The 16,894-nt window shown below is 36.4% G+C and carries 16 protein-coding genes; 10 read left to right on the plus strand and 6 right to left on the minus strand.

Going from position 1 to position 16,894, the window contains the following annotated elements; genetic code table 11:
* The first annotated feature begins 517 nt into the window (after positions 1-517).
* Positions 518-673, plus strand: a complete 156-nt coding sequence (locus tag WAZ07_RS24685; protein WP_090918426.1) for an FbpB family small basic protein — start codon at positions 518-520, stop codon at positions 671-673.
* A gap of 494 nt (positions 674-1,167) precedes the next feature.
* Here the strand turns inward: WAZ07_RS24685 and WAZ07_RS24690 are convergent, their stop codons facing one another.
* The 6 genes from WAZ07_RS24690 to WAZ07_RS24720 form a co-directional block, all read right to left on the minus strand.
* Entirely contained in the window at positions 1,168-1,980 is an 813-nt protein-coding gene (locus WAZ07_RS24690; protein WP_336474522.1) for a hypothetical protein, read from the minus strand.
* Between the two features lie 243 nt (positions 1,981-2,223).
* Positions 2,224-2,676 carry a 2-thiouracil desulfurase family protein gene (locus WAZ07_RS24695; RefSeq protein WP_336474523.1) on the minus strand — a complete coding sequence of 151 codons (453 nt, stop codon included), beginning with the start codon at positions 2,674-2,676 and terminating at the stop codon, positions 2,224-2,226.
* Between the two features lie 272 nt (positions 2,677-2,948).
* Positions 2,949-4,199: an MFS transporter gene (locus tag WAZ07_RS24705; RefSeq protein ID WP_336474524.1), complete on the minus strand. Its 1,251-nt coding sequence runs from the start codon at positions 4,197-4,199 to the stop codon at positions 2,949-2,951.
* A 264-nt stretch (positions 4,200-4,463) separates the two neighbouring features.
* On the minus strand, positions 4,464-4,781 hold the full coding sequence (locus WAZ07_RS24710) for a DUF4870 domain-containing protein (protein ID WP_336474525.1): 318 nt from the start codon (positions 4,779-4,781) through the stop codon (positions 4,464-4,466).
* Positions 4,782-5,020: 239 nt separating this feature from the next.
* Positions 5,021-5,497 carry a GyrI-like domain-containing protein gene (locus WAZ07_RS24715; protein WP_336474526.1) on the minus strand — a complete coding sequence of 159 codons (477 nt, stop codon included), beginning with the start codon at positions 5,495-5,497 and terminating at the stop codon, positions 5,021-5,023.
* 346 nt (positions 5,498-5,843) lie between these two features.
* Complete coding sequence (locus WAZ07_RS24720; RefSeq protein WP_336474527.1) at positions 5,844-6,833, minus strand: NAD(P)/FAD-dependent oxidoreductase; 990 nt, start codon at positions 6,831-6,833, stop codon at positions 5,844-5,846.
* A gap of 576 nt (positions 6,834-7,409) precedes the next feature.
* Here WAZ07_RS24720 and WAZ07_RS24725 point away from each other — a divergent pair.
* The 9 genes from WAZ07_RS24725 to WAZ07_RS24765 all read left to right on the plus strand — a co-directional run bounded on the left by WAZ07_RS24725 (position 7,410) and on the right by WAZ07_RS24765 (position 16,887).
* Positions 7,410-8,618: an NAD(P)/FAD-dependent oxidoreductase gene (locus tag WAZ07_RS24725; protein ID WP_336474528.1), complete on the plus strand. Its 1,209-nt coding sequence runs from the start codon at positions 7,410-7,412 to the stop codon at positions 8,616-8,618.
* A 196-nt stretch (positions 8,619-8,814) separates the two neighbouring features.
* Positions 8,815-9,312, plus strand: coding sequence for an NUDIX domain-containing protein (locus WAZ07_RS24730; protein ID WP_090918441.1), 498 nt, complete (start codon positions 8,815-8,817; stop codon positions 9,310-9,312).
* A gap of 15 nt (positions 9,313-9,327) precedes the next feature.
* Entirely contained in the window at positions 9,328-9,645 is a 318-nt protein-coding gene (locus WAZ07_RS24735) for a YuiB family protein (RefSeq protein ID WP_090918443.1), read from the plus strand.
* Positions 9,646-9,730: 85 nt separating this feature from the next.
* Positions 9,731-10,357 carry a 3D domain-containing protein gene (locus tag WAZ07_RS24740; protein ID WP_090918445.1) on the plus strand — a complete coding sequence of 209 codons (627 nt, stop codon included), beginning with the start codon at positions 9,731-9,733 and terminating at the stop codon, positions 10,355-10,357.
* 87 nt (positions 10,358-10,444) lie between these two features.
* Entirely contained in the window at positions 10,445-10,825 is a 381-nt protein-coding gene (locus tag WAZ07_RS24745) for a DUF309 domain-containing protein (RefSeq protein WP_336474529.1), read from the plus strand.
* A gap of 61 nt (positions 10,826-10,886) precedes the next feature.
* The gene (locus WAZ07_RS24750; protein ID WP_336474530.1) at positions 10,887-12,374 is read left to right on the plus strand and encodes a leucyl aminopeptidase; all 1,488 of its coding nucleotides are present in this window, start codon (positions 10,887-10,889) and stop codon (positions 12,372-12,374) included.
* A gap of 160 nt (positions 12,375-12,534) precedes the next feature.
* Positions 12,535-14,262, plus strand: a complete 1,728-nt coding sequence (locus WAZ07_RS24755; protein ID WP_336474531.1) for a phospho-sugar mutase — start codon at positions 12,535-12,537, stop codon at positions 14,260-14,262.
* A gap of 595 nt (positions 14,263-14,857) precedes the next feature.
* A complete protein-coding gene (galU, locus tag WAZ07_RS24760; protein WP_336474532.1) occupies positions 14,858-15,742 on the plus strand; it encodes a UTP--glucose-1-phosphate uridylyltransferase GalU in 885 nt (294 codons plus the stop codon).
* 140 nt (positions 15,743-15,882) lie between these two features.
* Entirely contained in the window at positions 15,883-16,887 is a 1,005-nt protein-coding gene (locus WAZ07_RS24765) for a glycosyltransferase family 2 protein (protein WP_336474533.1), read from the plus strand.
* Positions 16,888-16,894: the final 7 nt, after the last annotated feature.

Consider the following 16,894-nt stretch of genomic DNA (forward strand, 5'->3'; position numbering starts at 1 on the left):
CCATGTATCATCACGATTGGTATACCATCCCCTATATCTTCATAATAGATATTAGCTTGACGAACTTTGCAATATGCCATATTCACTCCTGCTTTCTTAATTAATTTAAATTAATTTTATTTTAACATATAGAGGCAATGACACATTGCCATCAACTTAAGAAATTAAATGTTCCCCAAAACGAAAAAAATGAACTAAATTCTCATGGACACCTATGAAAAGATGAAATTTTCGTTTTGGGGGCACTTCAAAATGTTAGCTTGATGGGCATGGGGTACCGCCAGCATTTCGGAAAACCCCCACGCTAACAGTATTATTATAGAAAATACAATCCCTATTACCATAGTTCGTTAACTTCACGAAATGTTCAAAAAATTACCTTTTGAAAAAGAAAAAGGTATAGTATTATTTAATTAAGTAGAATTTTTCGACAAATAAAGACAAATTTTTTACAAGAAGCGAAAAGTTTTATGTGTTTTTTCATTCTACATCTTGGTTTCATAGAAAATAAGGAGGAATGATTATTGTGAAAAAGCATTGTAAATTACTCAATAAATCCTTTAAAGAATTAGTACAGGAAAATAAACAAAAGATCCTAAATGATAAACGAGAGTTGGAAAGAATTGAACAACGCATTGAACAACGTTATGTAATTAACAAACCAGCCTCATAATAAGGCTATATACAAGTAAAAACCGACATAAAGTGAAACTTCCCGTCAGTGGGGGTTTCCCCCCACTGACGGGAAGTTGAACCAATCAGGCTTTTACGGGCAGTTATCCCCCACCTATCTTCTTTGTTTCTCTCTGAATCTTGAGGTGGGGGTCTTACTGCCCGTTAATGCGGGATAAAAACGGGGGGACGAGAGCATCTGACCGTGCATAGAAGCGGTCAGTTCCTTTTCCTGCCACAAGCGAGTACAGGTCATGTTGTATTCTGCATAGTAGTAACTTATATGTCAAAAAATTAAAATGGATTTATATGGTTTGCGTAAGGGATGAAAATCTTATTTATATATAGAAAAGAAAAAGAAGACAACCCTCTATATATAGTAAGTGGTTATCTTCTTTTTCTTTTTAAATGGACTTTTGTGGCATTAACTGTCACGGTAAATGAGTATATAGATGGATTATCAGATTTCGTCGCCATTTTCGAAGTTATCGGGTTCTAAAAACTCGAATTTGGTTCCATTGCTTTAAATTTCCCTGATTTATCTACGATGAACATGACATTACTATTTCTACTATCCATCCCTTGTTGTATAGACTCAGGACTAGAATATATGGTGTTAACTGCTACGTTATAAACACCTTCTGTTAACACGTGACTTTTTTCAAAATCATCCACAATGCTTTGGGCTTTAGGTACACTTCCGTTATTTTTATAGGTGTTGTAATAGTAAATAAAATTGATGACTCCTATATGATCGGCATTATCTCTAGGTTTACTAACTTTTAATGTTTTTATTATGTTGTCAGTGTTTAATTTTTGTTCTTTTTTGAAGTCTGTAATTAATTCTTTTTCTTGTTGTTCATCTATATTTATATGTAAATAGTAATAGAAATTTTGTTTCCCATTGTCATAGTCATTAGGAGATTCACTTAATAAGTTATATTTTTTTATAATCTTATCAGATTGTTTCAAAACATCACGATGTTGTTTAACATACGCTCCTTTGAATATTTCTAAGAAAACATCATCGCCGCTATTTTTATCTATTTCATGTGAATTTCTATCTACAATTAAATAAGCAAAAGTGTGGTAGGGTTTTTTTATTTCTACATAAGTTTGATGATCAATACCTTCAAACCAATTATTATCAGCAGAAAGAATTTTAAAATCTTCATCCTTTATTCCATAGCTTTCTGACAAATAATCTCCTATTGGTTTTTTAAGTTTTGTTTCTGTAAAACAACCACTTAATAGAAATAGTGGTATGCTACACACTAAAATGAAAACAGCCCATTTTATTCTCTTCACTCCCAGTTCACCTGCTTCTTAATAATATATTTTATATTAATGATAATGAATATGGCTTACCTTTGTATTTCTTGTTATATAGATATTTATTGTGTAAATGAATGGAAAACTACGGGAAAATAAAGTGAAACTCCCATCAGTGGAGGTTTTCGTCATCCACCACTGATGGTTAGTTGAACCAATCGGGCTCTTACTGCCCTAAAGTAGCGGGATAAATAAGGAGAGGAATAAAAGGACATCGCCTTATTTTTCGGTAAATGCTTCTTCTGAAATAACCGTAAAACCATGTCGTTTAAATAATGCAGTGGTAACGCCGTAACCATCTTGTTTTTGTCCATTAAATTCACCCGTGTAAATGACAGAACTTCCGCATGACGGACTGCGTTCTTTTAGGATAATATACTCAGGGTTTAAATCTTTGATTTGATCTAATGCTTTGTAAGCACCTGCAATAAAGATTTCTGTCACGTCATTTCCGCTGCGATCGATAACCTTCGCATTTCCATCTAGCACATCATCCCCGTTGCCTCCGATAATTTCAGCGGGCATACGAGGCGTCGGCAATCCGCCTAACACTTCCGGACAAATAAGAATTGTTTCTTCTTTTTCGAGTAGTTCTTGGATTTTTGTAACGAAATTATCGTTTCCATCATAGCGACAAGCAATTCCAGCTAAACATGCACTGATTACAATCATTTTTCCACCTCAGTTTGATGAATTTATTTTTATCATACAATAAAATCTTTCTCCACCTTTATGTTTTTTTTCTTATTTATAAATGGGAGTGATGAATATGAGTAAAATGTATTCATTAATGAAGCAACATAGTGAATTTCAAAATAAAGAAGAGTTTAATACATAGCAGCAGCAAATTTTGACGCAGTATCAAACTCAGATTAACAAAACGGATTTCCATTGGAAAGTGAAAAAAGAAAAGAGTCATGCTTATGAAGCATAACTCCTTTCTTTTAATCAAATTTTCGTACAGTTGGAACGCGAATCGCGATAAAGAGTACAAAGACAATGACAGCAATTGCACCGCTTTTCATAACTATAACAATAGGTATTCCAGCTGCTAAGGCAAGTGATGTAATTGCATAAGAAATAGGGATAAAGCCCATCGATGATAGCATAAGTAAGCTCATGACACGTCCCATCATTTCTTCTTTCACAGTCGATTGAATCATGGCCATTAACGGCACAATTGCCATTGCGATTGTAATGCCGTAAAAGCAGCCTGAAAGAAGTGCTTGCCAAAGTGTTGTACTGAAATTAATAGACAAGAAGAAAACACCTGACAACAGCATCATAATAATGCAAAATAACCCGCGGCGGCGAGTAATATTTCGCAGTCCAACGATAACAGCGCCAATGGCCATCCCACCGCCAACAGCTGCCTCTAAATAACTAAATTGTAGAGAATCACCGTGCAGTACATTTTTAACAAATAGCGGAAACCCAACTTGCATCGGTCCGATTAAAAATAAATTCAAAAAGGCGCTGCAAATAAGGAACGTGGATAAAAATGAAGATTCTTTCACATAAAGAATGCCTTCTTTAATAGAGGTGAACATGCCTTTATTTTCATGTTTATCTTCTTGACCTGTACTAGAGTGAACTTTTTGAATCAGTATGGCAGCGATAATTAATAATAAAATCGTTATTGTAAAGATTGTCTCATAATTACTGAATTTGATGAGTATCCCGCCAAGGACAGGGCCGAAAATAACTGATGCTTGGTTCGTCATTTGTGTAAGTGAATTTGCTTGTGTAAGACGATGCTTCGCTACGAGCTCAGGTAAGATAGAACCATCAGCTGACCAGAAAAAGGCATCGGCTAAGCCAAAGAAAAGTGCAAATAAAGCAAATGTGTATAGTGTGACGTGACCAATAATAAACCAAATAAGAATGATAGTGACAAGAAGCGCCCGAACAATATTAGAATAAAACATGATATTCTTTTTTGGGAATTTGTCTGCAACAGCTCCACCAATAATCATGAAGATGAGGCGCGGAACACTAAGAGCCACAAAGACAACACCGAGTGATGCTTCTAAATTTAATGTTTTTGCTATGTACCATGTTTGTGAAAACGTAAAAAATGCTAAGGCAAAGCTTGAAAATAGAGTGGCTGCCCAAAGAAATAGGAAGTTTGTATTTTTTAATAAAGGCATTTCCATTTCTTCTAGAGCAAGTTTACTTTTCTGTAATTCCTCCATATGAATCCCTTTCTGTCATATGTCTTTTTATCTTTGTTAACAGTTTCTAATCTTTCTATACAGATACTTTTTTATTGTATTCAAAAAAGTAGAATTTGCCCAGCAGATTTTTCATGTTGAAAAAGGAAAAACCACCAAACGTCTCTTATGTGAGATATTGAGTGGTTGCGTTTTTAACTTGGGGAATCCTTTTTTATCATATCTAGTGAGAAGACCGCCACCTCAAGCACGAAACGGTAGGTGTGGGTAGTTCAATGGAAGAAGTTATCCTTTAAGGACTGTAATTCCTTTTACCATATTCCAAATAAAGTAGTATAGGCTAACTAGGGCACAAATGCATACTACAATCACTGCACTAAGAGCAAGTGTCTCAGCTGGCTGATTAAAACCAGCATCCATAACTCCTAATACTGCAAGTCCTATAAAGATAGCGATGCTCGGAAGAATATGTGTCCATAGAGCGCGTTTAGCATGAGTTCTTGTTTCGTAATCGCCTACAATCCAAACGATTAGCGGGAACAAGATAGGTGCAAAGAGAACACTAAAGTACGAAAGAGCAGATAATATTTTATTTCCATTCATATGTATCACCTCATGAAATCTTTTCTTGTTGTTATACGCTTATTATGCAGGAGAACGTATGGACTTACTATCGCCGAATCTTACAGAAACATAACAGTTTTGTAAGATTCGGCGATATGTAATGTAAGGCTTTTTTTAAGTTTTATATTATATTCATATATTGATTAAAATATATATAAAGATATAACGAGAAGTGGATATAAAAAAAGACACAGCAGCTGCTTGCGTCTTTTTGTGTATTAAGCAAGTGCAATATAAATGTCAACTTGAGCATCATTTGGATCGAAAGCTCGTTCATCATACAGCTCGAAGTCCGTTGTGAACGTACGTTTATTTTCTTTTGACCAGTTCCAAATATCTTGCCATGCTTCTGCGATGATTTCGGATAGCGGCCCTTTGCGCGTTGTAAATACGGCGTATGTAGCAGCTGGGATCGTGAATGATGTCATGTTTTCTGGTGTATCAATGACAGTAGAAACAGGAACACCAATTGTATACGTATAGCGACCTGTTTCATCGGATTCATAGTTGGAATACAATGCGAGCGTTTCTGTTTGTGTAGTTTTGTTAGGAATTTGGTTGGTAATTTGCTCTTGGAAGTATTGATTCCATAGATGAGGGATTTTTCCGGCGCTAGACATTTCCAGTTCGTTGTTTGTAGTAATAGAAATCCCGATGGCTTGAAAAGCTTCTTTTTTTATAATTGTAGGTTGCATTATTGTGTCATCCTCTCTTTTTAATAAGAACAAACGTTCTTGTTAATTGTACCATAATTATACAGGTGGAGGATAGGGGGATTACGTGTCGAACATCGTCGAAGGGTCTTTATCCCGCATTAACGGGCAGTACAGGTTGTGGAAGCATGGAGAAGACGACTGGCCGTAAAAGCCCGATTGGGCGGGCTTTCCATCAGTGAAAAAGTCGTCACTGATGGAAGTTTCACTTTATATTGTGTCGAATCGCTGATATATCGTAAAAAACGCCGATATATATTGCTGGGCACGTAAAAAAGAGACTGATTCGCAAAGGCGCTTAAGTGCCTTTGGAATCAGTCTCTTTTTATTAAAACATACTAGAACTATGCATTGGTTGCAGCTTCGCATTTGGATCGAAGTATGCTTTTGCGTTGTTTACTGCTGTTGGGGCTTCGCCAAAGCCACATGCGATTAGTTTTACTTTTCCTTCATATGTACAAATATCACCAGCTGCGTAAATGCCAGGGATGTTTGTTTCCATTTTAGAATTTACAACGATGCTGTTCTTTTGGATATCTAGGCCCCAATCTTTAATTGGACCAAGGGAAGAGACGAATCCGTAGTTTACGATGACATCATCAACATCAATGACAACTGTCTCTTCTGTTTTCACATGTTGAAGTACAACTTGTTCAATTTTTTCTTCACCTATAAGTTCAACTGGAACGTATGGTGTTTTTACTAGTGCGCGCGAGTTCATTAACGTTTCGACGCTATGCTCATGTGCGCGGAATTTATCACGGCGGTGAACGATTGTTACTTCTTCTGCGATTGGCTCTAACATCATTGTCCAGTCTACAGCAGAATCTCCACCGCCAAAGACGACAACGCGTTTGCCAGCAAATTTATTCATATCATCAACGAAATAATGTAAGTTTGTTTTTTCGAATTTCTCTGTGCCTTCTAATTCTAAAGGACGCGGCTTAAACGCGCCGTTTCCAGCTGTAATGATGACGGACTTAGAATAGTGTGTTTCTTTATTTGTTACAAGTTTGAACACACCATCTTCTTGTTTTTCTATCGTTTGTACAGCTTCTTCTAGGCAAATGGTTGGTTCGAACTTGCTCATTTGTTCTTTTAAGTTGTTAATAAGTTCTTGTGCACGAATTTTTGGAAAACCTGCGATATCATATATGTACTTTTCAGGATATAATGCGGATAATTGACCGCCGAGTTGTGGCAAGCTTTCGATAATTTTTACGCTTGCTTGTCTCATACCGCCATAAAAAGCTGTGAATAATCCAGTTGGGCCTCCACCAATAATAGTGATGTCGTATACCTTTTGATTTTCTGTCACTGTTTACTCCCCCTATAATTAGGAAATTTTTCGTGCTTATCCTATATACACTCGTATGTATGTTATACGAAACTTCCATGAGCGGAGTGCAAGCGCACCCAAGACAAATAATATCATATTTTATAAAAAAAAGCCGTAGAAAGCGACTGAATTGTATATGCACTTTGTATAGATTTGTTATACAAAGAAGAAACTAGCCAGTAAGTAAAGGATGCAATGTTTGGTAATTATATGTATTTTTTCGTAATTTTAATATATATACGGCATAACAGAAAGCAAAAAAAATGGGTGAAAAGCTTTATACACTTAGTGAATAAGCAAATGTCGAAAAACTTAAAAAGACTACGTTATTTTAAAATATTGATAATTCTACAAGTGCTTGAAAAGTAAAAAGAAAACGACTAATATAGGAAGGTAAATGTATTAATTTTTTATGACAAATTTCGTAACATTTTTCAAACTTGTTTTTGGTTTTGTTAAGAATGTGAGAACTTTTACATTCTTAGCATTTCATTTGTTTTAGCACTATTTTTATTATTTTTAACTATCTATATAAAGAAGAGGGTTGTGATTAGGGTGAAGAAGCCAAAAATCGTAGTTCTAGGCGCAGGTTATGGCGGAATGATTACTACTGTTCGTCTGCAAAAAACATTATCTGTAAGTGAAGCTGAAATCACATTAGTAAATAACAACAGCTATCATTATCAAGCAACTTGGTTACATGAAAGTGCAGCTGGTACGTTGCATCACGACAAAGTTCGTTTAGACATTAAAGATGTAATCGACACAAACAAAGTAAACTTCGTACAAGACACAGTTGTAGAAATTAAAGCAGCTGAAAAGCGCGTTATCTTAAAGAATGGCGAGCTAGAGTATGATTACTTAGTAATCGGTCTTGGTTTCGAGTCTGAAACGTTTGGAATTAAAGGATTAAAAGAGCATGCATTCTCTATCGCTAACATTAATGCAACTCGTCAAATTCGTGATCATATGGAGTACATGTTCTCTCTATATGCTTCAGAAAAACGCGATGAGTTAGTTACAATCGTTGTCGGCGGTGCTGGATTTACAGGTATCGAGTATGTAGGTGAGCTTGCAAACCGTATTCCTGAGCTTTGCGAAGAGTATGATGTTCCTCGTGAAAAAGCGCGTATTATTTGTGTTGAAGCTGCTCCAACAGCACTTCCTGGTTTCGATCCAGAGCTAGTTGAGTACGCTGTAAAACAATTAGAGAAAAAAGGTGTAGAATTCCGCATCGGTACAGCTATTAAAGAAGCAACTGAAGAAGGTATTCTTGTTGCAAACGGCGACGATGTAGAATTATTGAAATCTGCAACTGTAGTTTGGGCTGCAGGTGTTCGCGGTAACGGTATTGTAGAAGAGTCTGGCTTTGAAGCAATGCGCGGTCGTGTAAAAGTGGACGAGTACATGCACGCTCCAGGTCATGAAGAAGTATTCATGGTTGGTGATGCAGCGTTAATCATTAACGAAGAAATTAACCGTCCATACCCACCAACAGCACAAATTGCGATTCAACAAGGTTACAGCATTGCACATAACTTAGCTGTTCTTGTTCGTGGTAAAGGCGAAATGCAGAAGTTTGTATTCGATAACAAAGGTTCTGTATGTTCATTAGGACATGACGATGCAATGGGCGTTGTAATGGGCAAAAAATTAACTGGCTGGAAAGCTTCATTCATGAAGAAAGTAATCGACAACCGTTACCTATTCATACTTGGCGGACCTTTATTAGTTCTTAAAAAAGGTAAGTTAAAATTATTTTAATTTGTAATTCAAAACAGAAACGGCTATCGGCTGTTTCTGTTTTTTGTTGTTTTAATTTTACTGAATATTACAAAATAAATAAAGTTCTTTTTACATAAAGAGCGCGTTTCACCTCGTTCTCCTTTTGAAATCTTTATAGTATAATGGAAGAAAAGAGTGAATATTCTGTTCGTTTGACTGGAAGGGGTTTCTAATAATGAGTAAACGTGGAAAGGTATGGTTAGCGGTAAGTGGTCTTGTCATAACGTCAGATGGAAGATGGCTTGTCGTTAAGAAAAAATATGGCGGATTAAAAGGAAAATGGTCATTGCCTGCTGGTTTTGTCAATGAAGGAGAAACAATCGATCAAGCAGTGCAGCGTGAAGTGTTAGAGGAGACAGGAATTGCTACGAGTGTGAAAGGAATAATGAGTGTTCGATCAGGTGTCATACAGGGTGAGATTAGTGACAATATGATTATTTTTCTTTTAGAACCAAAAGGAGAACATATTATCATTCAGGAGCGGGAATTGTCTGAAGGAGCATTCTTATTTCCAACAGATATTGCACATGATGAACATGCTTCCGTGTTAATACAGTATTTATTAGAAGCAATGCCGGCTCCGCTATTACAAATGGACGGGACGTTAAATCCAGGAGAACAATTTGGTTATACAGTATATAACATTTTTGTAGGAAATACAGAAAATAAATAAGAAGGGATGGAAATAATGAGCATACCCGTTTTATTAATTTCTATGATGTTATTCTTAGTTTTATTTTTTGGAATTGGTTTTTTATTAAATATGATTTTACGAGCAACATGGGTCATGGTTGTCGTATATCCGCTTATTTGTGTGTTTATTATTGATAAAGTTGATTTTTTAGATTACTTTGTACAGCCAAAAGAAGCGTTCACTTCATTAGGAACAAGCTTTCTTCACCTTGGACAAGCTGATATTATGATCTTATCAACTGGCTTAGTCGGTGCCGCTTTATCTGGCATTGTGATCAAATCATTACGACAACGTGGATATCAAATGTTTTGAAGCTCCTTTTTTTAGGAGCTTTTTTCATGAATATTTCCTTCATCAGTTGGGGCACAATAACGATGAAGGAGTGTGGAAAACGAAAATGATAAAACGATATAGCATTCGCATGATAATGATTTGCTTATTTATAGCTGCATTATGTGTAACTTGGCAAGCTATGTCAGGAATCTCTCTTTCTGAAATGATTCATATGTATAAGAAAAATGAAGTGAAAGTAGTGCACGCAGCTGAACAAAATAAGCAGGCGATTCCAAGTGCCGAAGTTATTCGTGCTTTAGAGAATGCAAAAGATTGGTCAAAGTATCACCAGATGGAAGTTACTGCCACAGGATATACAGCTGGTATGGAGTCAACAGGAAAAACAAAAGGACATCCTGAGTACGGGATTACATATTCCGGGGTGAAAGTAAAGCGGGATATATATTCAACAATCGCAGCTGATCTTCGCGTATTTCCGATTGGGACGATTCTGTTCGTTCCTGGATATGGCTACGGTGTTGTGGCGGATAAAGGCGGTGCAATTCAAGGGAATCGCCTTGATTTATATTATGAAACCGTGCGAGATGTATATAATCAATGGGGAAAGAAAAAAGTGAATGTTTACGTTGTGAAAATGGGAAATGGCAAACTTACAGAACAAGATTTAACGCTTTTAAATGAAGATGAAACAATGCAAGTGTTTCGCTCACAATATTTAAAACAGCAATAGTCTAGACGCTTGTGGCGCTAGACTTTTTTTTATTTGTTATCATAAAGTGAAATGGAGAAGAAAAAACGCAGTAAAGGGAGAGAAGTGATGGAAGATTATCCTTTAGCGTATTATGAGTTTTTTATAAAGTATAATGAAGGTGATTATTATACGTGCCATGACTTATTAGAAGAAATGTGGCTCGAAGATCGAGAGAATTTGTTTTTAAAAGGTTTATTGCAAATGACAGTCGCACAGTATCATTATAGCTACGGAAATATAAAGGGGGCACGGATAATGATGGGAGTAGCTGAAGCGTATTTAACTCCGTATTGCCCGATTTATTGGGATTTGAATGTTGAAAAAGTTGTACACTTCATTCAAACGTGTCGTGAAATGTTACCGAAAGAGATAAATCGAATTTCATATGAGGAAATTCAGAAATTGCCGCAGCTCCCGCAATTTATTTTATACATGGAAGAAGTTTGAATTGTCGCATTTTCCCGAAAATAAGGATATAATAGAAACACAAAAAACAGGGGGTGCTAGCATGTTTCAAGTGCAAAAAGAATTAGTAAGTCATGAAGCGGTAGTTGTTGCTTTATTTGAAGATGAGGTAATGAGCAGTTTTGTGAAAGAATTAAACCAAGCGTTTGATGGTCATTTACAAGTGTTACTAGATGAAAAGGAAATTTCTCCAAAGAAAAAAGTCATTTCTAAATTACATAGTTTAGGAAAAACAGATACAAAGCGTTATTATTTTGTTGGCCTTGGCAAAAAAGAAAGATATACGACAGAAACACTGCGAGGTACGCTCGGAAAGTTAGCGAAAACATTGCAAAGTGCTAAAGTGAAAAATGTTGCATTTATGTTAGATTCGTTTGTTACAGATAAAATGGACGCTATTGATGTTGCGCATATTGCGGCAGAAACATATTTCCTTGGCACATATGAGTTGTTAACATATAAAACAGATAAAAAAGAAGCGCATCAATTAGAAAGCTTTGTTGTAATTACAAAGGAAGACCCGCAAGAAATTGAAGCTGTATTAACAGTTGGCTATGTACACGGGCGTGCTACAAACTCTGCGCGTACGCTTGTGAATATGCCGCCAAATATGTTAACGGCAACAGCTTTAGCGGATTATGCGGTTGAACTAGCGGAAAAGTATGATATGGATTATAAGGTTCTTGAGAAAGAAGAAATGGAAGAGCTTGGAATGGGCGCCCTGCTTGCGGTAAATCAAGGTTCTACAGAGCCGCCAAAAATGATTGCTCTTTTATATAAAGGTAAAGAAGAATGGACAGATGTAATTGGTTTAGTTGGTAAAGGAATTACATACGATACAGGTGGTTATTCTCTAAAACCGCGCGAAAGCATGGTTGGTATGAAAGGCGATATGGGCGGTGCGGCAGCTGTTCTTGGTGCAATGGAAATTATCGGTGAACTTCGCCCAGAGCAAAACGTAGTGGCTGTTATTCCTTCTACAGATAATATGGTGAGCGGTACCGCATTTAAACCAGATGATGTGATTACATCGATGAGTGGTAAAACGATTGAAGTATTAAATACAGATGCAGAAGGTCGTTTAGCGTTAGCTGATGGTATTACGTATGCGAAGAAGCTTGGAGCAAATTATCTTGTTGATGTTGCGACATTAACAGGTGGTGTTATTGTTGCACTTGGAAATCATACAACAGGTGCTATGACAAATAACGAAGCATTTTATGAGCAAGTGCTAGAGGCATCGATGGAAACAGATGAGCCAATGTGGCAATTACCGATTTTCGAACGCGATAAAGAGCGTGTTCGAAATAGTAAGTTAGCAGATTTGAATAACTCGCCAGGGCGTGATGGCCATGCGATTATGGCAGGTGTATTCCTTGGAGAATTTGCAGAAAAAACACCTTGGGTGCATTTAGACATCGCAGGAACATCTGATACAAAGAGCGCACATGACTTAGGTCCAAGCGGAGGAACAGGAGCAATGGTGCGTACATTGGCAACACTTGTTGAAAGCTTTGGAAATGAAGAGTAAGTAAGGAGGGGATTGGCATTTGCCAATCCTTTTTTAGATGTGTGCCAGTGCTTTCACTCGATAAATAGGGAATTAAATGTTGTAAAAAAATAAAAAATATTGAGGGAAGCATAATTTTTTTCATATAATGAAACTATGCTGATTGAGAGGAGAAAACAACATGGAATGGAAAAAAGAGTATGAACGCTGGATTTCCTTTGCAGATTTAGATGCAGAGCTAAAGCAGCAATTAGAAGCAATGCAAAGTGATGAAAAGAAAATTGAAGATAGTTTTTATAAAAACTTAGAATTTGGTACAGGTGGTATGCGCGGAGAGTTAGGTGCCGGCACAAATCGTTTAAATGTGTACACTGTTCGTAAGGCGACGGAAGGTTTAGCTCGTTTTATTGAAAATCAAGGTGAAGAAGCAAAAGCACGCGGCGTTGTTGTTGCATATGATTCCCGTCATAAGTCTCCAGAGTTTGCAATGGAAGTAGCAGCAACATTAGGTGCTCACGGTATTAAAACATATGTATTTGAAAGTCTACGCCCAACACCAGAATTGTCATTTGCAGTACGTTATTTGCATACGTACAGTGGAATTGTTCTTACAGCAAGCCATAACCCGCCGGAATATAACGGTTATAAAGTGTACGGAGATGATGGTGGACAATTGCCTCCAAAAGAAGCAGATGAGTTAATTCAGTATGTAAATAATGTAAGTGATGAATTGACAGTAGCGGTTGCTGATGTAGAGCAATTGAAACAAAATGGTCTCTTACAGATCATCGGTCAAGAAGTTGACGATGCATATTTAGAACAATTAAAAACAGTTATTCTTAATAAAGAGCTTGTGAAGGAAGTTGGACAAGATTTAAAAATTGTCTTCTCACCTTTGCATGGAACATCTAATATTCCGGCTCGCCGCGGATTAGAGGCAGTTGGATTTAAAAATGTAACTGTTGTAAAAGAACAAGAACAGCCAGATCCAGACTTTTCAACAGTAAAATCACCAAATCCAGAAGAACATGCTGCGTTTGAATTGGCAATTCGATACGGTGAAGAAATTGATGCAGATGTATTAATTGCAACAGATCCAGATGCTGATCGTCTTGGTGTAGCAGTTCGCAATCATGATGGTGAGTATCAAGTATTAACAGGAAACCAAACAGGTGCGTTAATGCTGGATTACTTATTATCACAAAAGAAAGAACAAGGTATGTTACAGGCAAACGGTGTTGTATTAAAAACAATCGTTACATCTGAATTAGGACGTACAATCGCAAAATCTTATGGACTTGATACAATCGATACGTTAACTGGCTTTAAATTTATCGGTGAGAAGATTAAGCAATATGAAGCGAGCGGAGAATATGAGTTCCAGTTCGGTTATGAAGAAAGCTACGGTTATTTAATTCGCCCGTTCTGCCGTGATAAAGATGCAGTACAATCTGTATTATTTGCATGTGAAGTTGCCGCATATTATAAAGCGCAAGGCAAAACATTATATGATGGTTTACTTGAAGTATTTGAAAAGTACGGATATTTCCGTGAAGGACTTGTTTCCTTAACGTTAAAAGGAAAAGACGGAGCAGAGCAAATTCAAAATATGATGACATCGTTCCGTGAAAATAGACCGACAGAAGTGGCAGATTTAGAAGTAACGATTGCAGAAGATTATAAAGCAAGCGTTAGAACAAAAGTAAAAGAAAATGTGACAGAAGAAATTGAATTACCAAAATCAAATGTATTAAAGTATTATTTGGCAGATGGATCTTGGTTCTGCCTACGTCCATCTGGAACAGAGCCAAAGATTAAGTTTTACTTTGGTGTACAAGGAGATTCCTTGCAGCGTAGTGAAGAGAAGCTTGAAGCGATTAAAGAAGATATTATGAATCGAGTAAAATAAAAAAAGGGAGAAATCCCTTTTTTTATTTTGTAAAGGAGATGTATCAGGCAAATCTATTTTATGGACATTCATATAAGTAAAAACAACGTGAAACCCCTTTCTTTTTAGGGGGACATCTGGCCACGCATAGAAACGGTCAGGGCGTTTTCCTGTCACATGCAAGGTTTAAAACAAAAGGAGAAAGCAAGTAGAGGTCATGGTGTATTCTGCGTAGCAGCGACTTATATGTCGGAAAGTTAAAATGGATTTATACAGTAGAGCTTGATATGACATTTTATTCATAAAAGAGGAGTATTATTAAGTTATAAATTTATGACAAGTTTGAGGAAACCTTGACTAATGAAGAGACAATCATGTAAAATTTGTAGGGAATGTCACTTTGTCATAAAAAAAAGGGAATATTACAAAGGAAAAAAGTTGTAAGATTCCTAGAGAGAGAGACAATATGAGAATTAATATGATGAGGTTCTTCATATTATTTTCTCTATAACTAAGTGTGCTTTGTACAATAAATTTATCTTGTGTAGGATAAATTAACTGATAGGAAATAAAAAATGTTCGCCATGTAAAACCAATAAAGAAAGAGGTTGTAAACATGAAAAAAGTAAGAAAAGCTATTATTCCTGCTGCTGGTCTTGGAACACGTTTTTTACCAGCAACGAAGGCAATGCCAAAGGAAATGTTACCGATTGTTGATAAACCAACAATTCAATATATCGTTGAAGAAGCAGTTGCTGCAGGTATTGAAGATATTATTATCGTTACAGGCAAAACAAAACGTGCAATTGAAGATCATTTCGATAATGCTTTTGAATTAGAGCAAAATTTATTAGAAAAGAAAAAGTATGAGCTACTTGAAAAGGTACAAGCTTCTTCTAAAATGGTTGATATTCACTATATCCGTCAAAAAGAACCAAAAGGTTTAGGTCATGCAGTATGGTGTGCGCGTAAATTCATTGGTGATGAGCCGTTTGCTGTATTACTTGGAGACGATATTGTGCAAGCAGAAACACCTTGCTTAAAACAATTGATCGATGAGTATGAAAAAACATTATCATCTGTAATTGGTGTGCAAACAGTTCCTGAAGATGAAACACATCGCTACGGTATTATTGATCCATTAGAAAAAGACGACCGTCGTTATCAAGTAAAACAATTTGTTGAAAAACCAGCACAAGGTACAGCGCCTTCAAATTTAGCGATTATGGGTCGTTATGTCTTAACACCTGAAATCTTCCGTTTCTTAGAAGAACAACATATCGGTGCTGGCGGTGAGATTCAATTAACGGATGCAATTCAAAATCTAAACGAAATTCAACGCGTATTCGCTTACGATTTTGAAGGAACACGTTATGATGTTGGTGAGAAGCTTGGCTTTATTCAAACAACAATTGAAATGGCACTGCAACATGACGAATTAAAAGAAGATTTACTACAAATTATGCAAAAACTTGTACAAGAACAAGCGGTTAAAAATTAATTATTGATAGATGTGTAAGATTAGACATAGTGAATTGGAGAATGAGGTATTCTAAGGGAAACATCCAATTTACTATGTCTAATCTGTGCTTATAAATTGTTCTTTACTGAGAAAATTTGAAAAAGAAAGGGGTACCTTCTTTGAAGACCATTACAATTTTAGTACCGGCATATAATGAAGAAGAAGTGTTAGATCAGCTGTATAGCCGGTTGACGGACGTAATTGAGTCGGTGCCAAACTACAACTTTGAGATTTTATTTGTGAATGATGGAAGTAAAGATAATACATTAAATATGATCAAAGAGTTTCGAGTACGCGATAAACGCATTTCTTATGTAGACTTATCTCGTAACTTTGGAAAAGAGACAGCGATGATCGCAGGACTTGATCATGCGATGGGTGATGCAGTTATCATTATTGATGCTGATTTACAAGACCCGCCAGAATTAATCCCAGACATGATTCAATATTGGGAGCAAGGCTATGATGATGTTTATGCAAAAAGACGTTCTCGTGCAGGAGAATCTTGGGCGAAGAAATGGACAGCTGGAAAATTCTATAGCCTATTAAAGAAAACAACAAGAATCCCAATTCAAGAAAATACAGGAGATTTTCGTTTATTGGATAGACGCTGCGTGGAAGCATTAAAGCAAATTCGTGAAACACAGCGTTATACAAAAGGAATGTTCAGTTGGATTGGATACAATAAGAAAGAAATTTTATTCGACCGCGATCCACGCGCAGCTGGTGAAACGAAATGGAACTACTTTAAGCTAATGGATTTAGCAATTGAAGGAATCACATCCTTTACAACGTTTCCATTACGTCTTGCATCCTTCTTAGGATTCACCGTATCATTTGGTGCATTTTGCTACATGCTTTGGATTATTATTAAGACGCTTATTCATGGGGAATCTGTGAGCGGATATCCATCAATGATGACAGCGATTTTATTCCTTGGCGGTGTACAATTAATTGCAGTTGGAATTATCGGTGAATATTTAGGCCGTATTTTTAACGAAACGAAAAATCGTCCACTATACTTTGTAGATGAGTATAACGATGATAAAGTAACAAATTTGGATGAAAAGCCGACAGCAAAGTTATATCGCGTAGAAGACCATAAAGTAAAATCAAATCGTTAGGGGATTA

It is taken from the genome of Bacillus bruguierae (genome assembly GCF_037104725.1).
Lineage (GTDB): Bacteria > Bacillota > Bacilli > Bacillales > Bacillaceae_G > Bacillus_A > Bacillus_A bruguierae.